Raw genomic sequence first — 16,237 nt, 5'->3', positions numbered from 1 at the left:
GCAACTCAAGCTGCCCACTCGTCATTAACATAGCAATCATTCCGGAAAGTAAAACGCTCCAGCAACCATCACGCCCCCGCCATGCCACGGCCGATCTCCGCCACGATTCATCTCTCCGCGCTCGCCAACAATCTCGCCGTCGCGCGGCGGCTCAGTTCCGATTCGAAGGTGTGGGCCGTCGTCAAGGCGAATGCCTATGGGCACGGCATCGAGCGCGTCTATCCGGCGCTTTCGGCGGCGGATGGGTTCGCGTTGCTCGATCTCGACGAGGCGGTCCGCTTGCGCCAACTGGGATGGGACAAGCCGATCCTGTTGCTCGAAGGGTTCTTCGATGAGAGCGATATCCCGCTGCTCGCCTCGCTGCGCCTGACCACCGCAGTCCACGACGAAGCGCAGTTGCGCATGCTCGAAGTCGCCTCGCGCGATGGACGACTGCCGCGTGGGTCCGTGAATGTGTTCCTGAAGCTGAACTCCGGCATGAACCGGCTCGGCTTCGCCCCCGATGCCTACCGTGCCGCATTCCGGCGCGCGCAGGAAATCGAGGCCATTCGAACCCTCGGCCATATGAGCCATTTCGCCGATGCGGACACCGAGACCGGCATCTCCGCGCAATGGGAAAGCTTTCGGACGACCACGCGCGATCTGCCCGGACCGGTATCGCTTGCCAACTCCGCCGCGACGCTGTGGCACCGCGAATGCCGCTATGACTGGGTGCGTGCCGGGATCATGCTGTACGGCGCTTCACCATCGGGCCGCGCGAGCGACCTGGCCAATACGGGCCTGATGCCAACGCAGACGCTGGCCAGCCGAATTCTCGGCATCCAGCAGATCGAAGCTGGACAAGCGGTGGGTTACGGCTCGCACTATGTGGCCACGCGGCGCCAGCGCATCGGCGTGGTGGCGTGCGGCTATGCCGATGGATATCCGCGCATCGCCTCCTCGCATGCCGGACATTTCGCGCCGGTGCGTGTGGGCGACCGCCTCACACGCACGCTCGGTCGGGTGTCGATGGACATGCTGGCCGTCGATCTCGATGCCTGTCCGGACGCGGCAGTCGGCACCCCAGTCGAACTATGGGGGCAGCACGTGCCGATCGACGATGTGGCCGCCGCCGCCGGGACGATTGGTTACGAGCTGATGTGCGCGGTGGCACCGCGCGTGCCGGTGCGCATCGAGTCCTGATCGCCGATCGTTACCACCGAGACAATTTCAACAGTAACGACCGCGCGCGTAAATACCACGCGCATATGCCCGCCTCAACTATCTCTTCGGTTATTCAAGCGGCCGCTTTGCCTCTCTCCGAGTCACATCGCTGACACATCGGATTCCTAGACTTCGCCTCTCTCGATCGGCACCCCCCGGTCGAGGGGTGCCCGGTCTGCAAAACCAATCCCAGAAACCATCCTGGCCGAGATCGGCCGGGCACATCGACGGCGCGCGCGGGCACCGAGATGCCGACTGCGCGATGCCGTGCGAGCCCTCGCGGCTCGCGCTCGGTCAGTTGCGCGGATCATGACCCATGACAAGAAAAGGTACGATCTCCCATTACGGCCGGCCTCTGCTCGGCGCCGGCATCCTGTGTCTGTCCATGTTGTTGAGCGCCTGCGGGGGCGACGACAACAACCCACCGGCAGGCGGCAATCCCAGCACGGGCAATCCCGGTGGCGGCACGCCGCCCGCGGCTTGCGCGACGGCTCATTGCGCGCCCGCACCCTGAAGTCACCATAAAAACGAACAGACAACAGACAACGGACACCAGACCGGTATGACTTTCAATCCTTCCAAGCGCAAGTTCCTGCGCAACACGTTGGGCACCGCCGCTGCCGCGGCCACGCTCGCCTCGTTCCCTCCCAGCATTCGCCGCGCGCTGGCCATCGAAGCCAATAACGCCACCGGCACGATCCAGGACGTGCAGCACGTCGTCATGCTTATGCTCGAGAACCGCGCGTTCGACAGCTACTTCGGCACGTACCGCGGCGTGCGCGGCTACGGCGATCGCTTCGGCATTCCGCTCGCGAATGGCAAGAACATCCTGTACCAGACCGACAACACGGGCACGATCGTCCCGCCATATCGCCTCGATGCGACGCTGGGCAATGCACAGCGCGCCGGCAGCACGCCGCATACATGGCCCGACGCGCAGGCCGCGTGGGACCATGGCCGCATGAATCGCTGGCCGGTGGCGAAGAACCGCCTGTCGATGTCGTACTACGAGACCGCCGAGATTCCGTTCCAGCGCGCGCTGGCCGACGCCTTCACGCTGTGCGATGCATACCACTGTTCGATGCACACCGGTACGATCCCGAACCGTCTGTTCTACTGGACGGGCACCAACGGGCCGAGCGGTGACAACGTCGCGGCCATGGTCAACGAGTTCAACGGTGGCAACGACGTGGGCCCGTCGACACAGGGCTGGACGTGGAAGACCTATGCCGATCGTCTCGTGGATGCCGGCGTGAGCTGGAAGGTATATCAAAGCCTCGCCGACAACTACGGCTGCAACGAGATGATGAGCTTCCGCCATTGGCGCGCGGCCATGGAATCGATGCCCGCGGCGCGCCGCCCGGTGGCACTGCCCGCTGTGTCGCCCGCCTATGATCCCGCCATCGACGACGCGCTGAGCCCGCTCGCGCGCGGCTTCAGCAACACCATGCCCGACGGCTTCCTGCAGGCGCTGCGCGACGACGTGCAGAACGGCACGTTGCCTTCGGTGTCGTGGATCATCGCGCCGTCAACGTACAGCGAGCATCCGGGGCCGTCGAGCCCCGCGCAGGGCGGCTGGTACGTGCAGCAGGTGATCGACGCACTGACCGCGAACCCCGAGGTATGGAGCAAGACCGTACTGCTGATCAACTACGACGAGAACGACGGCTTCTTCGACCACCTGCCGCCGCCGTCCGCGCCGTCGGTCAACGCCGATGGCACACTCGCGGGCGGCAGCACGCTGTCCGATGCGGACATGGCGTTCGAGTATTTCAACTACACGCCTGCCACTGCCAACCAGCTCAGGATGGACGGCAAGCCGTTCGGCCCGGGCCCGCGCGTGCCGATGTGGGTGGTGTCGCCGTGGAGTCGTGGTGGCTGGGTCAACTCGCAGACGTTCGACCACACCTCCACACTGCTGTTCCTGGAGAAGCGCTTCGGCGTCAAGGAGCCGCAGATCGGCGCGTACCGTCGCGCGGTGTGCGGCGACCTGACGTCGGCTTTCAACTTCGTGAATCCCAATAGCGAGAAATTGCCGACGCTGTCCGGCCGCACCACCAAGGTCGCGGTGGACAACCTCGCGCTGTCGCAAAAGGCGCTGCCCGCGATTCCCGTGCCGACCGCCGGCGTGGCGCCGAAGCAGGAAACCGGTTCGCGTCCGTCGCGGGCGCTGCCGTATGAGCTGCACACCACGTCGCGCGTGGATGCGGGCGGCACGGTCACGCTGACCTTTGCCAACAGCAGCACGGGTAACGCGGCCGCCGTGTTCCATGTCTATGACAAGCTGCACCTCGATGCGATTCCGCGCCGTTATGTGGTGGAAGCCGGCAAGACCTTCGAAGGCGTGTGGAACGCCACCGCCGATGGCGGCAAGTACAACCTGTGGGTGCTTGGCCCCAATGGCTACCACCGCGAGTTCATCGGCAACACCGCCGAACAGGGCGCCGGCGGTGGCGCGGAGATTCAGGTGTGCTACGAGCTGTGCGATCCGCCCGCGTTGCAGATCAAGCTGTACAACCGCGGCACGCAGCCGGTGACCTTCACGGCCACGGCGCAGGCCTATCGCGGTGATGGTCCGTGGGCGCAGACCGTGCTACCGGGTCGCATCGGCGAACTGAGCTGGCCGCTTGGCGAGAGCGGCAACTGGTACGACTTCGCGATCGTTTGCGACGCCGCACCGTCGTTCAGCCGCCGCATCGCGGGTCGCATCGAGACCGGCAAGGACTCGGTCAGCGATCCGGCGATGGGTCAGGTGTAAGGGGCAGGTGTAAGGTCAGGTGTAGGTCGGCGCTCGACACACCACCCTCTCCCTGAGGGTGGCGGCGCGTACGGGTTCTCGCGAGCCTACTTCGCGTCCATCTCCGCAAACAGCAGCTTGGCCACTCGTGTGGCCTCGCTGCCTGCGGGGATACCGCAATACAGCGCCGACTGCAGGAACACCTCACCGATTTCCTCGCGCGTCAGGCCATTGTTCAGCGCCGCGCGAATATGCGTCTTGAGTTCACCGGTACGACCTTGCGCCGCGAGGATCGACAACACGCCGATACTGCGCGCGCGACGATCGAGGCCCGGACGGCTCCAGATGTCGCCCCACAGGTTCTTGATGGCGAACTCGCGAATCGGTTCGCTGAAGGCGTCGGTATTGCGCGTGGAGTTGACCACGTACTCCTCGCCCAGCACTTCGCGGCGAACCTGCTCGCCCTTGTCAAACAGTTCCTTGCTCATGGTCGCTCCTTGCGCTCTCGATGGGAAGCCGGCACCTGCCAGCCGATGCGCAAAGTCTGCAATGCGCTCGGAGAGAAGCAAAGATGCCTGCACAGTTCTCATGATCACGCTTTGTGATCGGGGCGGATTGACGCTCCCCGTGAGAACTTATGGTGATCGCGAGAACAGAATTAGCATCTTTCGCTACCCGCCATCGCAACCCTAGACTTGCCTCATCGCATGACGGCATCAACGTCGTGCCATCGGTTAGGCACCCCAGCTCGGGTGTCGTTCTTGCAAGGCAGGGGCATGAATCATTCTTCGTCGGACTTCAATGCGCTCGTCGCGTCGCTCGTGGGCTCGCCCACGGACATCGGCTCCTATATTGGTGCTGAACTGGTGCCGGGTAGCGGCGCCACGCTGACGCTGATCGACCCCGCCACGGAGCAGACGCTGCTGCAGTTCGCCGATACGGACACGACGATCGTTGACGCCGCGCTGCGCAGCTGTCAGGCCGCGCAGAAGCAATGGGCCGCATACTCCGCCCAGCGCCGCGGGGAAGTACTCGCGCAGCTTGGCCAACTGGTGCGGCGCGATGCCGAACCACTGGCGCGGCTGGAAGCGATCACGAGCGGCAAGACGATCAAGGCGGCGCGCGCGCAGGTGGCCGCCGTCGCGGAGATCTTCCGCTACTACGCGGGCTGGACCGACAAGTTTCACGGTAGCGTGATTCCGGTGCCCGGCGGTCAGCTCAACTACACGCTGCGCGAACCGCTAGGCGTTGTGCTCGCGATTACGCCGTGGAATTCCCCGCTCTATCTCGCGGCGTGGAACATCGCGCCGGCACTGGCCATGGGCAATGCCGTGCTGCTCAAGCCTTCCGAACTGACGCCGCTGACCGCGCTGGCATTGGCCCGGCTCGCTCGCGAAGCCGGGCTGCCGACGGGCACGCTCAATGTGGTCAACGGTCTTGGCAAGACCATCGGCGATACGGCGATCGGCAACCCGATCACAAAGAAGGTGGTGTTCGTCGGCTCGACGCAAACCGGACGCGCGGTGAACGCCGCCGCGGCGCAGCGTCCGATCTCGTGTCTGCTGGAGCTGGGCGGCAAGTCGGCCAATATCGTGTTCGACGATGCCAACCTTGAACAGGCCTGCAAAGCGGCCGTGATCGCCGCCTGCGCCAATACGGGGCAGAACTGCGCGGCGGGATCGCGGCTGCTGGTGCAGCGTGCGGTCTACGATCGCTTTGTCGAAACCGTCGGCCGTGCGGTCGCCGAGTACCGCATTGGCCATCCGCTCGATGAAACGGCCGATGGTGGCCCCATCAACAACCGCCCGCAGTTCGAACGGATCCAGCGCATGATCGCCATGGGACTCGAGGAAGGCGCGCAACTCGTGACCGGTGGCGTCACTGGCGACGGTCACGAATCGCACGAACCTGGCTTGTATGTGAAGCCGACCGTGCTGAGTCACGTCAACAACACCATGCGCATCGCACGCGAGGAGGTGTTTGGGCCAGTCGTCGTAGCGATTCCCTTCGACACCGAGGCCGAAGCCATCGACATCGCCAACGACAGCGAGTTTGCACTGGCCGGCGCGGTCTGGACGCGCGACATCGCGCGTGCGCATCGTGTCGCCGCGCAGGTCAATGCCGGTCTGCTGTGGATCAACATGTACCGCGACATGCACGTTGCGTCGCCGTTCGGCGGCAACGACAGCAGTGGTTACGGCCGCTCCAGCGGCGCCGAATGTTTATACGAATACACCAAAACCAAGAGCGTCTGGGTACCGATCGCCGCAGGTTGCTGACTCTTCTTCACCTCCGTTCACGCTTTATTTCTTATCAGGTCTGACGATGGAAAACACCAAATCCGTAGGCGTCATCGGTCTCGGCAACATGGGCCGCGGCATGGCGCTCTCGCTGCAGCGCGCCGGCTATGCCGTGCTGGGTCTCGACAAATCCGAGCAGGCCGTCAATGCGGCACGCGAGGCAGGCATTCCAGTGGGCACAGATCTGGCGCAGCTGGCCCGCGAGTGCGCGACCATCGTGCTGTCGCTGCCGACCTCGGCTATCGTGCGGGCGCTGCTGGAAGGCGAGGGCGGTCTGCTCGCGCTGGCAAAGCCGGGACTGCTGCTGATCGATACCACCACCGCCGATCCGCAGGTGACGCGCGAACTCGCGGTCGCACTCAAGGACAAGGGCATCCGCTTCGTCGATGCACCGGTGAGCGGCGGCCCGAGCGGCGCGCTCAAGGGCGAACTCACGATGTTTATCGGTGGCTCGGAGGCGGACGTCACGCACGCGCATCCGGTGTTGTCGGCGCTCGGTACCAAGCGCTTCCATATCGGCGACGTCAGCGCGGGCCACGTGGCCAAGCTGATCAACAATCTGCTGACCGCGTCGCATCTGGTCACCGCGAGCGAGGCGTTCCGCCTGGCCAATGCGGCAGGCATCTCCACCGAGCAGCTGATTGAAGCCGTCAACGCGGGCTCGGGCCGCAGCGGCGTGACGCTGTTCAACTATCCGAACCGTATCCTGAACAACACGTACGCCTCTGGCTTTACGATGCAGTTGATGCGCAAGGATGTGAACCTCGCCGTGTCGCTGGGCGAAGCACTGGGTCTGGACCTGCCGGCTGTCGATGTGATCGGCGATATCTGGAAATCCAGCGCCTCCGCGCTGGCCGATGGCGAGGATTTCAACCGCATCGTCAACTTCGAACGGAGCACCTCGCCGGCGCGCGCCTGAACCGTGTCGTCGTAGCTGCTCCTGTACCGATGCCGCATTCGCACAGAGGTGAGATCACCCGAGGATGCGGCAGTGATTCCCAACAGTCTCTTCCGCCAACCGCCGCCGGCCTGCCAGCCGGTGCAATCTGAAGGTAAGCAACCACCGTCCCACTGATCATCCTGGAGTGCAAGATGTCTTTCCCGCGGATTCTCGTTTCCTGTGTTGGCGTATCCATCGCGCTGCTGTCCGGCGCCGCGCTGGCGGAATTTCCTGATCGTCCGATCCGCCTGGTGGTGCCGTTTCCCCCCGGCGGCAGCGTGGACTCGGTGGCGCGCCTGGTATCCATACAGCTGAGCGAGCGCCTGAAGCAACAGGTCGTCATCGACTACAAGCCCGGCGCGGCAACGATCGTCGGCGCGGAGCAGGTCTCGCGCGCGACGCCCGATGGCTACACGCTGCTGCTTGGAACGTCGACGACGTTCGTGGTGAACCCGATCATCTACAGCAAGCTCAACTACAACCCCGAGTCGAGCTTCGATCCGATTGGACTGGTGGGCAGCGCCTCGCTCGTACTGCTGGCCAACAGCGGCGTGGCGGCGCAGACCCTGCCGCAACTGCTGGCGGATATCAAGGCCAAGCCGGGCACGTACTCGTATGGCTCGCATGGCACCGGCTCCACCGTGAACTTTGCCGGCGAAATGCTGTGGAACGCGGCGGGCGTCAAGGTGCTGCATGTCCCGTACAAGGGCAGCGCTCCTGCCATGACGGATGTGATGGGTGGACAGATTCCGCTGAGCTTCGATGCGGTGCCCGCCTCGGTGGCGGCGCTCAAGGGCGGCAAGGTGCGCGCGCTGGCCGTCACCGGTACCAAACGCAATCCGATGCTGCCGAACGTGCCGACGATCGCCGAGAGCGGCTTTCCTGGCTTCCGTATGGATTCGTGGTTTGCAATCGTCGCACCGAAGGGTGTGCCGGCCCCGATCAAGCAGAAGCTCGTGACGGAACTGGCTGGTGTGATGGCGGACCCCGCGCTCCAGGAGAAGCTCGTGAACCTCGGCTTCGACCCTGAGTACGGTGCGCCGGCCAAGTACACCGAAGCCGTGCGCGCCGACACCAAGAAGCTGGCGCCAGTCGCCAAGGCCAACAACATGATGCAAGACTGAACCATGACACGTTCCACCGCCCTGCAATCCGCGCTGCAATATCTCGATCAAGGCCAGTTGTTCACCGACCTCGCGCGTCGCGTCGCGATCCGCTCCGAGAGCGACCTTGGCGCGGACCCTGCCGCGTTGGGCGAGTATTTCGATGCCGAGATGGTGCCGTGGCTGGAGCGTCTTGGTTTCGAGGTCACGGTGTCGCCGAACCCGGTGGCGACCGGCGGGCCGTTTCTTGTGGCGCGGCGGGTGGAAGATCCTGCAGCGCCCACCGTGCTGACTTACGGGCACGGCGATGTGGTCAACGGGCAGGAGGCGAGCTGGCGCAAGGGGCGGGGGCCCTGGGCGCTGACCGTCGATGGCGACCGTTGGTATGGGCGCGGCACCGCCGACAACAAGGGTCAGCACACAATCAACCTCGCGGCGCTCGAGCACGTGCTGAGCACGCGGGGCGGCAAGCTCGGCTACAACGTGCTCGTGCTGATGGAGATGGGCGAGGAAGCTGGCTCGCCGGGCTTGCGCGAATTCTGCGAGGCCAATGTGGCGCAGCTGCGCGCGGACCTGTTTATCGGCTGCGATGGTCCGCGTGTCGCGGCGGGTCGCCCCACGCTGTTTCTCGGCTCGCGCGGCATGGTCAACTTCACGTTGTCGATGCGCGCGCGCGAACGCGCGTATCACTCGGGCAACTGGGGCGGCGTGATCTCCAATCCGGCCAGCGTGCTCGCTAATGCGCTGGCCACGATCGTCGATGCACAGGGGCGGATGCTGGTCTCCGAGCTGTTGCCGCCCGCGATTCCCGATGCGGTGCGCGCCGCACTCGCGGATATTGAACTGGGCGGTGGCAAGGACGATCCGCCGTTCACAACGGGCTGGGGCGAGCCGGATCTGACGGCGGCCGAGCGGCTGGTCGCGTGGAACACGATCGAGGTGCTGGCGCTCGGCGCGGGCTCGCCGCAGCGTCCGGTCAATGCGATTCCGCCCGCGGCCGTCGCGCATTGCCAGTTGCGTTTCGTGGTGGGCACGCGGTGGCAGGAGCTGGAGTCGATCCTGCGTCGACATCTCGATGCGCATGGGTTTGGCGAGGTGGAGGTGAGCATCACGATGAGTGGCGCCGCCACGCGCCTCGATGTCGATCATCCGTGGGTGCAATGGGCGTCGGATTCGATCGAAGCCAGTACCGGTACGGCGCCAGCCGTGCTGCCGAACCTCGCGGGCACGCTGCCCAACGATGTGTTCGCCGATGTGCTGAAGTTGCCGACGATCTGGGTGCCACACTCGTATCCGGCCTGCGCGCAGCATGGTCCCGACGAACATATGCTGACCGATGTCACGCGCGAGGGGCTGCGGATCATGGCCGGTCTGTACTGGGATCTGGGCGAGCGGGGCACGTTACCCGCGGGTGTCGGCGTTTAGATGCGGGTTTGACAGCGGGATCGGCCGCAGTGTTCACTAGCGGATATTGATCATCAACGCCTGTCTCCCGTCATGACCCTGGATCAGTTGAGGGCGTTTGCCGCCGTCGTCGAACATGGGAGCATCCGCGCCGCCGCGCGTTCGCTCGAGCTTGCCCAAAGCGGGCTGACGCAGCAGATCAAGCGGCTCGAGGCCTCGCTCGGCGTGAGCCTGTTCGCGCGTGGCAATCGCGGCATCGTGTTGACCGGCCCCGGCGAGACGCTACTCGCGCGCTCGCGCATCATCCTCGGCGAGTGCGAACGCACCGAACAGGAGTTTCAGAGCTTTCAGGGCAATCTGGTGGGCTCGATGAACGTCGGGGTATCGTCGGAAGCGTTCGCGCGTATCGTACCGCCGGTGCTGCGTGCATTTCGCCAGCGCTTTCCGCAGTTCTCTGTGCATCTGGCAAGCGGCCCGGCTAGTTCGCTGCTGAGCGGCATTCGCGAGGGGCGGCTGGATTTTGCGCTGACGCTGGTGTCGCGTCGCACCGATGTGACGGACCTCACGAGCACGCGGCTCGCTAAATCGGAACCGGCGATCGTCTGCCGCGTGGGACACCCGCTCGAACGCGCGCGCGCCATCAAGTCGCTGGCCGAGTGCGAATGGGTCAACACGCGACCACCGGGTCAGGCTGGCCTGCCGTCGAACCGGCTGGTCGACATGTTTCACCATGCCGGGCTGGACACGCCCAATATCGTGGTTACGGTGGAGTCGCTGTACGACACGCTCAATCTGGTGTCGCGCACGGACCTGCTGTTTCTGGCGCCAAGGATTGCGCTGGAGCAGGAGGGCTTTCAGGACGCGCTGCGCGAGATCCGCATCGCCGAAGCGATCCCACCGGCCGACCTTTGCCTGGTGCAGCGTACCGCGGTGCCGCTACCTCCGATCACCGGCGAGTTCGCCAAGATGCTGATCTCATACAGCCGCATGTTGCGCAAGGGCGCGAAGTAGGGGTTGGGGGCCCTGGGGTGAGGGCCCCCAACCCTCACTGCGCCTTGCCAGTCGTCATCGACTCCAGCACGCCATCACGCCGCACCAGCCCGTGATAGAGCGCGGCTGCAAAGTGCAACAGCAACACCGCAAACAACGCAAACGCACCAATCGTATGCGCCTCGCGCAGGAACGCATAAAGCTGCGGGCTATGCGGCAGAATCGGCGGCAGCTCGGTCTGGCCAAACAGCACGATCGGAAACCCGCCGGCCGATTGCATGCCCCAGCCTACGAGCGGCATCGCCAGCATCAGCGCGTACAACGCCAGATGCGAAGCATGCGCGGCCACGCGTTGCGGCGCGGACAGCGAGGCTGGCAGCGGCGGCGGCCGATGCGTCAGACGGTTGATCACACGCAGCACGGCCAGCAGGAAGATCGCGATCCCGATCGGCCGGTGCAGCGTCAGCAGCGTCGTATAGCGCTCCGACACTGTCGACACCATGCCAATACCAATAAACAGCATCGCCACGATCAGCACCGCCATGACCCAGTGCAAGGCGCGCGAAATGAAGGAGAAGCCCTGGACGTTGTTGCTCATGATTTGCCTCCCGCGTTCACTTCGGATTCCGTTACAGCGCTAGGCGGCTTGGCCGAGCGTTCGTGCTCACGCAGCAGGAACGAGCGTGCATAGGCCGCCGACCGCGCGGCCGGAATGCCATCGGCGGACGTGCTGATACCTGCGGGCAACACGGTCGGATCGAACGTGATATCGGTGCAGGCAGCACCCGCGCTGTCCTCGCCCACCAGCTTGTCGAGCGTCACTGTGCCGATATCGATCTGCTTGCGCGTCTCGGGCCACGGCAGATCTGGCCGCACTGGATCGTCGGCCTGACCGATAGTCACGAGGACCTTCCACTTGAGCGGCTTGGCGGCGTCAGCGATCAGCGCGTCGAACAGGTAGTTCTTGTCCTCCAGCTTCGGCCCCAGCGGCGCAAACGCCTGCTCGGGTACCACCGACCAGCGCACCGGCACCGACACGCCCTCATGATTGACGAACAGGAACGTGTTGAGCCCGTTGTAGGTGGTGTTGGCAAAGCCCGACGACGCCACGCGCTTGCCAACGAGGCCATACGCTGTCAGGAACTCGGGATGCGCTGCGACGAACGCCTTCATCTTGTCGGGATCGGGCTTGCCGGTCTTGGGATCTGGCACCGACGTCATCATCTGTTCATAGAACGTGTCGACGTTGGCAAACGGGAAGACCGGAATATCGATCATCGCCATGCGCCATTCCTCGCCACCCGAGGGTTTGATCTGCAGCGCCAGGCTGCGAATTAGCCCCGGTGCGTCCGGGACATACGGCATGCCGCCGGCAAATGCAAAGCGGCCCACCACGGGGTAGTGACCAGGTGTCAGCAGACGGGCCTTGCTGTATGGCCCGGCGGCGCCGGTAGCATCGAACCAGCCCGTGGCACAGACGCCTTTGGCGTGGTTACGCCGAAAGCCGATGTGTTTGCCACTGGTGGCCTCGAAGCCATCGATGACCCGATGCGGCGAAAGCCGTTCGGGGGTCAGCCATCCGCCCGTGTAGGCAAAGGCGCCCGCAAGGCATAACGTCGCCAGCCCGATCACGCCGAAGCGGATCGCCAGCGCGGCGGGGCCGAGTCTGGGTGGAAGCCCCGAAGGGTTCCGCTTGTCTTGGTCCATGGTCACTCCTGCTGTATGGACAGCAACTGGTTTTGTGGGGGGCAGCGACGGAACAATCGCCACCATGGCAAGGTATGCCACGGGGCGCCAGGAAACCATCCGACGATGGCTTGTCGCGTCCAACGTTCTGGCTTGATCGTCCTATACGTTTGTATAGGACAAAAAGTGAAGTTGGAGGCGGAAATTTCGTAAGCTGGGACGACAAGAGGCCGGTGTCGATGCAATCCGGCATTCCTTGTCGAATGCAATCGCACCTAGCCAATAAAAAAGCGGCAGCCCGTGGCGAGGCTGCCGCAAACCGGTTAGACATCGTGGCGCGCGCTACGCGCGCGCCTTCGCGTCACTGCAAGACGATCTTGCGGATGACGAGGCCGTTCAGTTCCGTCACGTAGAGGTTCTTCGCCGCATCGATCGCGAGGTACGTCGGGTTGCTGAAGCGGGCGACATTGCCGTCGCCGTTGGTATTGCCCGCGGTGCCGTCACCGGCGATCGTCGTGACCACGCCGGCGGGCGTGATCTTGCGGATGCGGTTGTTGCCGCGGTCGGCCACGTACAGGTTGCCGTCCGCATCCAGCGCGAGGCCAAACGGTGCGGCGAACTGGGCAGCCGTACCGGTGCCGTCGGCAAAACCGTAGGTGGAGCCAGCGATTGTCGTGACGACACCGGCAGGCGTGATCTTGCGGATCTTGTTGTTGGACGTGTCGGCCACGTACAGATTGCCGCTCGCATCGATGGCAATGCCGCTCGGCGACTGGAACTGCGCGCCCGTGCCGGTGCCATCGAGATAGCCGCCCGTCGAGCCGGCAAAGGTCGTGACCACACCGCCCGGCGTGATCTTGCGGATACGGTTGTTGCTGAACTCGGTCACGTACAGATTGCCGACTGCATCGACCACGCCCGCGTACGGCGAGTTGAACTGCGCGCCGGTACCGGTGCCATCGAGATAGCCCGCGGTGGAGCCGGCGAGAGTCGAAACGGTGTTGGTGTTATCGATCTGGCGGATGCGATGATTGCTCTGATCGACCACGTACACGTTGCCGACGCTGTCGGCGATGACGCCAGAGGGATACTTGAAGGTTGCCGTGGCGGCAGCTCCATCGGCGGCGCCCATCGCATGGGTATTACCGGCGATCGTGCTGACCACGCCCCCCGGCGTAATTTTGCGAATGGCTTGGTTGTCCAGGTCGGCGAGGTAAAGGTTGCCGGCTGCATCGAAGGACATGCCGGCCGCCGACAGGAACCTGGCCGTGGCAAGGGTGCCGTCGGCGGAACCCGGCGTACCGTCGCCCGCGAACGTCGAGACCTGCGGCTGCGGCGGCGGGTTGTTCACGCAATTGACGGTGACGTCGGTCACGTTGGCGCTTGCCGTGCCGGCGCCATTTGTCACGGTACAGGTCTGGCCCGAGGGCTGCGTGCCGACCGTCACCGCATAGACATCGGTCACCGAGGTCGGGAACGTGAATGCACCGCTCGCGGACAGCGAGAGCGCGTCAACGCCGTTGTTTTGCAGGATCACCGTCGCGCTGCTCGCGAGGCCGGCAAGCATGCCGCCCACCGTGTAGGTGGCAGGCAGTTGCGGTGTGACGGGAACGTTGGGGTTATTCGGCGTCGCCGGAACTTGCGCAGGAGCAGACGGCGCAGCCGCATCGTCGCCACCACCGCAGGCAGCGAGAATGGTGACCGCGAGGCAGATCGAAGAGACGGTGGCTACCGCGAGACCGCGGCGCGAATTGTGGTGACGCGAACGAAGAGGTTTCATTGTTAGTTGTAATGGTCGAAAGGGTGCGATGGCAGTGGCCACCCACTCTTCCTATCGGCGCATTACAACGAACATTTATCCCGATTATTCCGGTTACACGTCAATCATTTTCGAGTATCGGCCGCAACTGCGTAAAATCGTTCGGATAATAAGGCGGCACCGCCTCGGGGTTCTTCTTGCGTGCAAGATCTACAAAGCGCCGGTCGGCTTCGAACGCGAGCATCACCTCATGCTTCCTGATGCCCAGCGCCTGCGCACGCTCGAGATCGCGAATGCTTTTCGCGCGATAGGCGATGGTTCGCATCAGCAGGTCGTACAGCACCTTGGGCCGGCGCGCGATCGCTTCCTGCACCGCCAATTCTTCCTTCTTCAGCAAACGCGTCCACAGCCGCGAGGATTTCAGCCCTTCGGTATGTTCAGCCATCGAGGCTAGCTGCGCCTTCTGCAGCGATGCTTCGAACGGCACGCCAACCTCGGTCAGGTAGTGCTCGAGCTCCACCGCATCGATGTCGAGCAGACGCGTATGCGTGGGCCGATTCGCGGGCGTGGGGACGTGATGGATATCAGTCCAGTTGGACGGGAACGCGCCGAGCTTTTCGAATGCCTCGCGCCACTCGTCGTACTCGCGCCAGCGCCAGTCGCGGTTCTTGAAGAAACGCTCATAGCCGCGTGTGAAATAGCCACCGAGGTTCAGGCCATCGCTGCCGCTCTCCTTGACGAGCAGCAGCAGTTCAGCGGCATCGTCCGCGGAAAGCCCGTCGACGGTGGTCATGACCTCCGCATAGACGCGGTCGTACGCGCTCTGCGGCAGGCTCACGATCGGTGGCGCCGGCCGCGCGGCGGGCGCAGGGGTACCCACGGCGGCCGCATCCTGTGCCGGCCCCGGCTTGCGCACGCGCGCCTTCTTATTTCTCCGCTTGAACAAACTCAGAATACTCATCGCCAACAGCCCTCTAACGCTTCCGTCGCCCTATGCGCAATAACGGCATACGGCAACATTCTCGCAGATACTCTAACGCGTCTTTGCCATGAAAAAAGCCATGCCCTTGCGAGCATGGCTTGTTTTCGTGACAAAGCCGGGCAGTGAGCGGCCCAGCAAGCCGCTCAGTCGAGCGAAATCTTGCCTGCCTTGACGATTTCGGCGTAACGCACCGTGTCGCGCTCGATCAACTTGCGGAATTCGTCCGACGTGCCGCCCACGGGAACAAAGCCAAGGTCGGTCAGCTTCTTCGCGACGTCGGCGCTGGCCGTGGCCGCGGCGATTTCCTTGGCCATGCGATCGACGATCGGTTGCGGCGTGCCTGCCGGTGCCAGCAATCCGGTCCACGAGCTCATCAGAAAGCCCGGAAAGCCGGCCTCTTCCATGGTCGGGATATTCGGCTCGCCGGGCCAGCGCTTGGCCGACGCTACCGCGAGCGCGTTGATCTTGCCGGACTTTACATGCGGCATCGGCACCAGCAGCGGATCGAACGCAACCGACACTTCGCCCGACACCAGCGCCGGCAGGATCGGCGCGCTGCCGTTGTACGGAATATGCGTCATCTTGACCTTCGACTCCATCGCCAGGCGTTCGCCCGTCAGATGCGCCGAGCTGCCAACGCCGCTGGAGCCGAACGTCAACGTGTCGGGATGCTTCTTGCCATACGCGACCAGTTCGCCGACGGTCTTCACCGGTAGCTTCTTGCTGGCGAACAGGAACAACGGCAACTCCGCCATCTCCGCCACGGGCACGAGGTCCGAGGGTTTGTAGCTGAGCTTCGAGTACAGCGACATGTTCGCGCTGTAGGCCGCGAGGATGGAGACAAACGTGTAGCCATCGGGCGTCGAGCGCGCCGCCACACCCACGCCCAGGGTGCTGTTCGCGCCGGGCTTGTTCTCGATGATGATGGGCTGGCCGAGGCTCTGCGCCACCTTCTCGAACACCACGCGCGACACCGTGTCGGTGGAACCGCCCGGCGTGTACGGCACGATGACCTTGATCGGCTTGCTGGGCCACGCATCGGCGGCGTACGCGGCGGGGGCACTCACGAGTGCCGTCGTCAGCAGCGCGGTGAACAGGCCGGCCGACGACAGGGTGCTACGCAGGGAACGGGA

General features: G+C 64.3%; 14 protein-coding genes. 8 read left to right on the top strand and 6 right to left on the bottom strand.

All coding sequences use genetic code 11. The features are described from left to right. The first annotated feature begins 81 nt into the window (after positions 1-81). The 3 genes from alr to LDO41_RS26790 all read left to right on the top strand — a co-directional run bounded on the left by alr (position 82) and on the right by LDO41_RS26790 (position 3,961). Positions 82-1,182 carry an alanine racemase gene (gene alr, locus LDO41_RS26800; protein ID WP_223993866.1) on the top strand — a complete coding sequence of 367 codons (1,101 nt, stop codon included), beginning with the start codon at positions 82-84 and terminating at the stop codon, positions 1,180-1,182. Positions 1,183-1,519: 337 nt separating this feature from the next. Then, positions 1,520-1,717, top strand: coding sequence for a hypothetical protein (locus LDO41_RS26795; RefSeq protein ID WP_223993864.1), 198 nt, complete (start codon positions 1,520-1,522; stop codon positions 1,715-1,717). A gap of 48 nt (positions 1,718-1,765) precedes the next feature. Further along, positions 1,766-3,961 (top strand): phosphocholine-specific phospholipase C, encoded by a 2,196-nt coding sequence (locus LDO41_RS26790; RefSeq protein WP_223993862.1) that lies wholly within the window; start codon positions 1,766-1,768, stop codon positions 3,959-3,961. A gap of 86 nt (positions 3,962-4,047) precedes the next feature. Here LDO41_RS26790 and LDO41_RS26785 read toward each other — a convergent pair whose 3' ends face one another. After that, a complete protein-coding gene (locus tag LDO41_RS26785; RefSeq protein WP_223993860.1) occupies positions 4,048-4,428 on the bottom strand; it encodes a carboxymuconolactone decarboxylase family protein in 381 nt (126 codons plus the stop codon). A gap of 288 nt (positions 4,429-4,716) precedes the next feature. On the opposite strand from LDO41_RS26785, the gene LDO41_RS26780 reads away from it, so the two are divergent. The 5 genes from LDO41_RS26780 to LDO41_RS26760 all read left to right on the top strand — a co-directional run bounded on the left by LDO41_RS26780 (position 4,717) and on the right by LDO41_RS26760 (position 10,698). Continuing rightward, the gene (locus tag LDO41_RS26780) at positions 4,717-6,219 is read left to right on the top strand and encodes an aldehyde dehydrogenase family protein (protein ID WP_223993858.1); all 1,503 of its coding nucleotides are present in this window, start codon (positions 4,717-4,719) and stop codon (positions 6,217-6,219) included. A gap of 46 nt (positions 6,220-6,265) precedes the next feature. After that, positions 6,266-7,159: an NAD(P)-dependent oxidoreductase gene (locus tag LDO41_RS26775; protein ID WP_223993853.1), complete on the top strand. Its 894-nt coding sequence runs from the start codon at positions 6,266-6,268 to the stop codon at positions 7,157-7,159. A gap of 173 nt (positions 7,160-7,332) precedes the next feature. Continuing rightward, positions 7,333-8,304, top strand: coding sequence for a Bug family tripartite tricarboxylate transporter substrate binding protein (locus tag LDO41_RS26770; protein ID WP_223993852.1), 972 nt, complete (start codon positions 7,333-7,335; stop codon positions 8,302-8,304). A gap of 3 nt (positions 8,305-8,307) precedes the next feature. Beyond that, positions 8,308-9,708 (top strand): M20 family metallopeptidase, encoded by a 1,401-nt coding sequence (locus tag LDO41_RS26765; RefSeq protein WP_223993851.1) that lies wholly within the window; start codon positions 8,308-8,310, stop codon positions 9,706-9,708. 72 nt (positions 9,709-9,780) lie between these two features. Continuing rightward, positions 9,781-10,698 (top strand): LysR substrate-binding domain-containing protein, encoded by a 918-nt coding sequence (locus tag LDO41_RS26760; RefSeq protein ID WP_223993850.1) that lies wholly within the window; start codon positions 9,781-9,783, stop codon positions 10,696-10,698. A 34-nt stretch (positions 10,699-10,732) separates the two neighbouring features. Here LDO41_RS26760 and LDO41_RS26755 read toward each other — a convergent pair whose 3' ends face one another. The 5 genes from LDO41_RS26755 to LDO41_RS26735 all read right to left on the bottom strand — a co-directional run bounded on the left by LDO41_RS26755 (position 10,733) and on the right by LDO41_RS26735 (position 16,201). After that, entirely contained in the window at positions 10,733-11,275 is a 543-nt protein-coding gene (locus LDO41_RS26755; RefSeq protein ID WP_223993849.1) for a cytochrome b, read from the bottom strand. After that, positions 11,272-12,384, bottom strand: a complete 1,113-nt coding sequence (locus LDO41_RS26750) for a catalase family peroxidase (protein WP_223993848.1) — start codon at positions 12,382-12,384, stop codon at positions 11,272-11,274. Before LDO41_RS26750 ends, LDO41_RS26755 begins: the two co-directional genes overlap by 4 nt. A gap of 340 nt (positions 12,385-12,724) precedes the next feature. Then, positions 12,725-14,143, bottom strand: a complete 1,419-nt coding sequence (locus LDO41_RS26745; RefSeq protein WP_223993847.1) for an NHL repeat-containing protein — start codon at positions 14,141-14,143, stop codon at positions 12,725-12,727. 100 nt (positions 14,144-14,243) lie between these two features. After that, positions 14,244-15,083 carry a hypothetical protein gene (locus LDO41_RS26740; protein WP_223993845.1) on the bottom strand — a complete coding sequence of 280 codons (840 nt, stop codon included), beginning with the start codon at positions 15,081-15,083 and terminating at the stop codon, positions 14,244-14,246. Between the two features lie 164 nt (positions 15,084-15,247). After that, positions 15,248-16,201 carry a Bug family tripartite tricarboxylate transporter substrate binding protein gene (locus LDO41_RS26735; protein ID WP_223993945.1) on the bottom strand — a complete coding sequence of 318 codons (954 nt, stop codon included), beginning with the start codon at positions 16,199-16,201 and terminating at the stop codon, positions 15,248-15,250. Positions 16,202-16,237: the final 36 nt, after the last annotated feature.

Origin of the sequence: Cupriavidus pampae (assembly GCF_914271485.1) — a bacterium.
Classification (GTDB): Bacteria; Pseudomonadota; Gammaproteobacteria; order Burkholderiales; family Burkholderiaceae; genus Cupriavidus; species Cupriavidus pampae.
The sequence above is the reverse complement of the archived record's forward strand: the minus strand, read 5'-3'. Positions and strand labels throughout refer to the sequence as shown.

Coding starts and splice junctions, on each gene's coding strand:
- LDO41_RS26740 (WP_223993845.1), bottom strand. CDS start 15,083: ATGAGTATTCTGAGTTTGTTCAAGCGGAGAAATAAGAAGGCGCGCGTG.
- LDO41_RS26760 (WP_223993850.1), top strand. CDS start 9,781: ATGACCCTGGATCAGTTGAGGGCGTTTGCCGCCGTCGTCGAACATGGG.
- LDO41_RS26765 (WP_223993851.1), top strand. CDS start 8,308: ATGACACGTTCCACCGCCCTGCAATCCGCGCTGCAATATCTCGATCAA.
- LDO41_RS26790 (WP_223993862.1), top strand. CDS start 1,766: ATGACTTTCAATCCTTCCAAGCGCAAGTTCCTGCGCAACACGTTGGGC.
- LDO41_RS26755 (WP_223993849.1), bottom strand. CDS start 11,275: ATGAGCAACAACGTCCAGGGCTTCTCCTTCATTTCGCGCGCCTTGCAC.
- LDO41_RS26780 (WP_223993858.1), top strand. CDS start 4,717: ATGAATCATTCTTCGTCGGACTTCAATGCGCTCGTCGCGTCGCTCGTG.
- LDO41_RS26745 (WP_223993847.1), bottom strand. CDS start 14,143: ATGAAACCTCTTCGTTCGCGTCACCACAATTCGCGCCGCGGTCTCGCG.
- LDO41_RS26775 (WP_223993853.1), top strand. CDS start 6,266: ATGGAAAACACCAAATCCGTAGGCGTCATCGGTCTCGGCAACATGGGC.
- LDO41_RS26750 (WP_223993848.1), bottom strand. CDS start 12,384: ATGGACCAAGACAAGCGGAACCCTTCGGGGCTTCCACCCAGACTCGGC.
- LDO41_RS26770 (WP_223993852.1), top strand. CDS start 7,333: ATGTCTTTCCCGCGGATTCTCGTTTCCTGTGTTGGCGTATCCATCGCG.
- LDO41_RS26785 (WP_223993860.1), bottom strand. CDS start 4,428: ATGAGCAAGGAACTGTTTGACAAGGGCGAGCAGGTTCGCCGCGAAGTG.
- alr (WP_223993866.1), top strand. CDS start 82: ATGCCACGGCCGATCTCCGCCACGATTCATCTCTCCGCGCTCGCCAAC.
- LDO41_RS26795 (WP_223993864.1), top strand. CDS start 1,520: ATGACAAGAAAAGGTACGATCTCCCATTACGGCCGGCCTCTGCTCGGC.